We start from the raw sequence: 4869 nt of genomic DNA, 5'->3' as shown, positions 1-4869 counted from the left end.
ATCTCGAGCTGTTCAGGCTTTACCTGACCGTGGCCTGGGAAGGCCTGCCTCGGATCGGCGGCGAAGTCCCGAACCCATTTGCGCAGCACATTTTCGTGCACGTCCAGATCGCGCGACGCCTGCGCCACGCTGACCCCACGGTCCTTGATCAGCCGAACCGCCTCAATCTTGAATTCACGCCCAAACTTCCGTCGTTGCATATGCCACCTCCGGCTTCAGGAAACACCCAATCTTGGTGTCCACGAAACCGGCAGCAGGCCACCAAGCTCTCTGGAGGAGGTGGCGAACGTGACTCCCATCATACCCATAATGCGGAGTTGAAGGGTGGTACCGACCCCAAAGGTAAGGCCACTATTTAATACAAAGTTCGTCGTCGGGGACAGGCTCCCTGCTGCGCCCATGATACCCGGGCCGCCGGACCGGTGTCCTTGGCGAACTGCACAAACTTGAGGCGCAGAAACGCGGCCACCACTCCGTTTGGGTTAGGTTTCTACCTTATTCGGGGAGTTATTTTTGACGGGACGCCGCGCTAGCCTTTGTGCAAAAGGGAGGCGGCGATGAACCATCTCTATTGCTATTGCGGCAACCGGCACCAGGCGAGCAGAGTTCTCAATGCTCTGTGGGACGTCATCAGCCTTGACCATGAGCCCCGGCCGAAAGATTGGCATCCCCGTCCCAACGACGTCGCCCGCGTGCGGCTTACCACTGTTAGTGGTCTGGGGCCGGTCGGTCAGGACATTGTCCGCTCCTGGCTGGAGGACCATGGCTTCCCCAGCAAGGGCCGGCGCGGATTCCTCCATTGACCAGCCCCCGACTCTCGTCTTCGAGCGCAGGCCAGAGTCAAGAACGACGTCAAACCGCGGACATTGACCAACGGGGCCAACGGAGCAAAGCTGATGCTGGTAGCGCTCGGCGTCACAGTTGGAATGCTCATTGCCGTCTGGATAGGCTGGAAGTTCGGCCGCTATCTCGGATGAGGTCGTGGGCGGACATTGCTAACGGCTGAGCGGTTGCCAGTGAGCGCCTCGACGGCCTTCCCTTCGATCCGCAACTGTGCGGACGCAGTGTATACCGCGTAGGCCTACAGCCTCCAGGCTCCTTACGCCGCTACCGAATAGCCTTGCTGCTCGTGGAACGTTCACGAGATGCGCCTGTGGGACTTAGTTGCCTTATCCATAAATCGGCAGCTGTGACCAATGATGCGTATCGCGCCTCTTGCCCCTCGTCTCGCTTGGTCTTCGCGAGTGTCATGATGGCGTTGACTGCGGCTTCAAACTCTTTTGTGTTTGTGATCGAGAGTATTGGCAACGTCGATCCCCTCCAGTCCGCTATATCGTAGATTCCAGCGGCCTTAAGCCGCGGCTTCCCCTCAACCCTGATAGGCTAGCCGCCAGCAAGGGCTCCGGCCCCTTGTGCTGGCGGCCGACCCGCAGGCCGACCTGGGGGGTACGGCTAGCTGCGGGCGAGACACTGCGCCGCTAGGAATGACCATGCGTCAACCAGTTTTTTTGGGTATGCTGGAATGGCGCCATTGGGAGCCACCCCATTTCCATAAAGCCATCGTTATAGACCATGAGAAGCCTCAGACGGACGATTAATCCGGATTGGACGGGGGCCTTTGTTGTCGTTCACGGCGGGCCGACGAAGCAACGCGACGACGCGGTTCCATTCCCGGATAGCCTGCGAAAGCCTCACGAGCTCTTCCCCTGTGACGGCTGCTTCGGCAGTCTGCCGCACGGCTTCCTCACGCTCGACTTCATCGCCGATGCAGTAGACAATCATTCGGGCTGCTCGCTCTTACGGTCGTGACTATGCTGTTGAGCCCCGACGAGCGCGGCAAACCAGTGCTCACGCCGAACCGTCCAGAGTTCGTATCCCGGCTCGAAATTAGATGGAGGGCCGTCCAGGGTACCGAGTTTGAACTCGATTTCAGCATGCCCGTCTTCAGCATCAAACAGAGACGAGCCACATGATGGGCAGAAATGCCGGCCTCCGGCTCGACTGTTCCAGGACCGGGTCTCGCCGGTAACTTTGGTATGCGCTCTCTGCCAAACACCGAAGTAGGAATACGCTGATCCCGTTTCCTTGCGGCAGGTCTCACAATGGCAGAGGCCAATACGAACTGGTTCGCCCTCGATCTCGTAGCGGACTTTACCGCAATTGCACCCGCCTGAGAGCTTCATGGGTAGGACCTCCTGTGGGCGACTCAACTGGCTCCGCGATCAGGTGTTCCGTGACGGCACGACGGCTGCGATTTTTAGTCATCGTGCCGCTTCCCGGCAGCGCAAAATCTTCTATGCGCCCGGTCAGAAGTCGTGACTTCTCTCGGCGAGAGCTTCCAAGGATGGTGAGACCAAGCGGTAGACTGCCATCGGCGCGCCGCCAAGGGGCTAGAGCACGGACGCTCGGCGTGAACCCGTTCTACGTGGAACAGTCCGGAGAAGTTGCGCCTATGCCCCCGCCGGCGCCCATGGCGCACGGGCGTGCTAGGCGCACTCGCCTTGCGCGCTCTGCTGGAGGGCGGTTGGATGGTCGCGGAGACAACCTTGAAGGGGAGAAGCGACAATGTCAGAGCGCGCACGCAAATTTGTGTCCGCATGGATCGAAGGACATATCCAGATTGACGTCTACGTGGCTGAGGAGGGCGACGGGCGACCAGAGATGTTTGCGCAGACATGCGAGATGGAAGCCCTCAACGTGGGGATTTCAGCGGACGAGATCCGCGAGGAGTATCCGGATTTGTTGGCCACCATGGCCGAGGCGATTGGCGCGACAGCCCAGTCTGAAGTCGATCGCCTCCTCGCCAAAGACCCGTGAAACGTCGGGAGATGTGGCGCTACCCGGCCTCGCGCGCGCCCGTGGGTACTGTTCCGAGGATGTCTCGCGCGCGGGCAGGTGCAGCGTATGCGCGTACTGCTCCGGGTAACGCGAGGAGGGATTAGAAGGCCGCAGAGGGCCGACAAAATTTTCCCGGCTCCCGGGGAACCAAAAGTCGGGTATGCCGCCCCTCCACCTTCTGAGGCTTGTCCTAGGGCATCCTAATCGAATGAGGAGGCTTGGCTGGCAAGTTGGGTTTGCCCTCCCGTTGACTGCGGCCGGTACAAGGGCCTGCGCGAGGATGCCGATGAGGTCGAGGTATACCGTCTCGATGATGAGCCACCAGAAGGTGGCCATTGACGCAGGAGGACGTCATGCGAACGGATATCGGGCCTGAAGGCATTCCGGTGGATCCCGCCGTCGAACCTGTCATTCACACGGTCGATCAATACGAGGCAGCGACCCGACGCGTTCAGCAACTCACATTCTGCCGGAACGAGAGTCGAGAAGGGTTGGAACGCGACGCACTACTCAAAGCCATCATGGCGTGGGACCGGAGACACGACGACGCGACTGGATGGGAATGAGAAGCGGGTTAGTGCACTCGCCGGGGCCTGGCTTTGTCGACCCAAACTTCAATCGCGTCCGCGATTCCCAACAGCTCTTGCTCATCTTCGCTGCCCTCGTGGCAACCGAGGAGCTCTTCAGCGCGATCAAGGGCTGCTTCGTACTCGGCGTCGGTCTGAATTTCGATCAACTGCATGGGCGCTTCCCCCTCAAGCGCAGAACTGCCGCCGATAATTAGGGTTCCTGAATCGGCCCCATAACTCAGCCCGGACCGCTGATATGCTCGTGAATGCTCATTCCGATTGCAGCTGCTTCCCCCCGCATCGCGAGCACCGGAAGTGCCGCCAGATGTCGATGACGCGTGTGGCAGCCGGCAGGTTGTCGATCGGTACGTCGGTGCGCCCATGGCAGTCCAGGCAGTGGAGCTCAGCCTTTTGCAGGTTCTGCGCGAGCTGGCTCCACACAGTCGGGCTGGCGTTCTTGGGATCCGGCGGCTTCATGCAGGCGAGGCATTCTGTCGCCGGATCTCACTCTCCCAGGCGTTTGCAGATGCGACCAGGGCTCGCAGCATCTGTTCTTCGGGGGAGCCCCGCCGTGCACCCGAGAGGGCAACTATACTAGCCAATGCGTCTTCGAAGGCTGCAGTGGTGTCAATGACGGGCGCCTCAATGGCAGTTATCCCCGCGCCAGCAGGCTCTGCATCAACACTGGCGATTTCGAAGGGAGCAATGGAGAGCCACGCCTGCAATGCCGTTGCCGTACGACTGCGCGCCTTCGACACGCGTTCCATTTCGACGCTCATTTGGCCGGGCGCAGCAATTTCTGCCTGACGGATCGCGCTATCGAGATGCGCAAATTCTGCAACAAACTTTTGGCCTAACAAGTCACTCACGTCTACTCACCGCTCCGTCGCCGCACCGTGCATAACTGCCTCGCAGCCCGGCGCAGCTCGGCATACGAGCGTGTCGCAATTGCGGATCACGCCTTGAGCGCAAAACGGCGATCGGTCTCTAGCTGCGGATCGCAGTCGGCGTATTAGGCAAGCGAGCGCGCCCGGTTGCGGCTTAACTCAACACGAAGATTTCGTTCTCATTACGTTCTGATTTCGAGGGCGCAGCATGAAACTTCAGAGCGGCAGCCAAGCTCTGCCGTGGAGGCTATCGCGCGCAGGCATCGCGGGCTGCGGCGTACTGAGCGTCCAGTTCCAATGCAGCTACGAGTTGGCAATATTCGGAGATCATTGCGTTGTTGCTCGGCCGCTCAGGTCTTGTCCAATACTCGAGCCCCATCCACGCCAGCTCATAAGCCTCGCAAATATCAAGGAAGGCTTCGCTTGATGCGAGTTCAAACCGTGCCCGCCAATGTGGCAGGCGCAATTTCAGACGAGTCCGTCCGCGCTCCTGGATCCGCGTCATGGTTCGGATCTCGATCAATCAATGCTGCTTGCGATCGGCGTCATCCTCGTGGTCGCCCGCAACTGTGCAC

The 4869-nt window shown here is 60.0% G+C and carries 6 protein-coding genes; 2 read left to right on the top strand and 4 right to left on the bottom strand.

Going from position 1 to position 4869, the window contains the following annotated elements; genetic code table 11:
- On the bottom strand, positions 1–200 hold a 200-nt coding region (locus AC1D2L_RS25745; protein WP_476848737.1), incomplete at its 3' end, for a transposase.
- Positions 201–557: 357 nt separating this feature from the next.
- Between AC1D2L_RS25745 and AC1D2L_RS25740 the strand changes: the two genes are divergently transcribed.
- Entirely contained in the window at positions 558–803 is a 246-nt protein-coding gene (locus AC1D2L_RS25740; RefSeq protein ID WP_476848736.1) for a hypothetical protein, read from the top strand.
- 975 nt (positions 804–1778) lie between these two features.
- On the opposite strand, the gene AC1D2L_RS25735 is transcribed toward AC1D2L_RS25740, so the two are convergent.
- A complete protein-coding gene (locus AC1D2L_RS25735; protein WP_476848735.1) occupies positions 1779–2183 on the bottom strand; it encodes a GFA family protein in 405 nt (134 codons plus the stop codon).
- Positions 2184–2565: 382 nt separating this feature from the next.
- On the opposite strand from AC1D2L_RS25735, the gene AC1D2L_RS25730 reads away from it, so the two are divergent.
- On the top strand, positions 2566–2817 hold the full coding sequence (locus AC1D2L_RS25730) for a hypothetical protein (protein ID WP_476848734.1): 252 nt from the start codon (positions 2566–2568) through the stop codon (positions 2815–2817).
- Between the two features lie 595 nt (positions 2818–3412).
- Here the strand turns inward: AC1D2L_RS25730 and AC1D2L_RS25725 are convergent.
- Together AC1D2L_RS25725 and AC1D2L_RS25720 are read right to left on the bottom strand one after the other, a co-directional pair.
- Entirely contained in the window at positions 3413–3580 is a 168-nt protein-coding gene (locus tag AC1D2L_RS25725) for a hypothetical protein (RefSeq protein ID WP_476848733.1), read from the bottom strand.
- Between the two features lie 300 nt (positions 3581–3880).
- On the bottom strand, positions 3881–4276 hold the full coding sequence (locus AC1D2L_RS25720; protein ID WP_476848732.1) for a hypothetical protein: 396 nt from the start codon (positions 4274–4276) through the stop codon (positions 3881–3883).
- Positions 4277–4869 lie beyond the last annotated feature (593 nt).

Source organism: Allobosea sp. P1_B10, assembly GCF_056406735.1.
The sequence above is the reverse complement of the archived record's forward strand: the minus strand, read 5'-3'. Positions and strand labels throughout refer to the sequence as shown.

What these genes read in the sequence shown, in the direction of transcription:
- AC1D2L_RS25735 (WP_476848735.1), bottom strand. Translation starts at nt 2,183, where the DNA reads ATGAAGCTCTCAGGCGGGTGCAATTGCGGTAAAGTCCGCTACGAGATC.
- AC1D2L_RS25730 (WP_476848734.1), top strand. Translation starts at nt 2,566, where the DNA reads ATGTCAGAGCGCGCACGCAAATTTGTGTCCGCATGGATCGAAGGACAT.
- AC1D2L_RS25725 (WP_476848733.1), bottom strand. Translation starts at nt 3,580, where the DNA reads ATGCAGTTGATCGAAATTCAGACCGACGCCGAGTACGAAGCAGCCCTT.
- AC1D2L_RS25740 (WP_476848736.1), top strand. Translation starts at nt 558, where the DNA reads ATGAACCATCTCTATTGCTATTGCGGCAACCGGCACCAGGCGAGCAGA.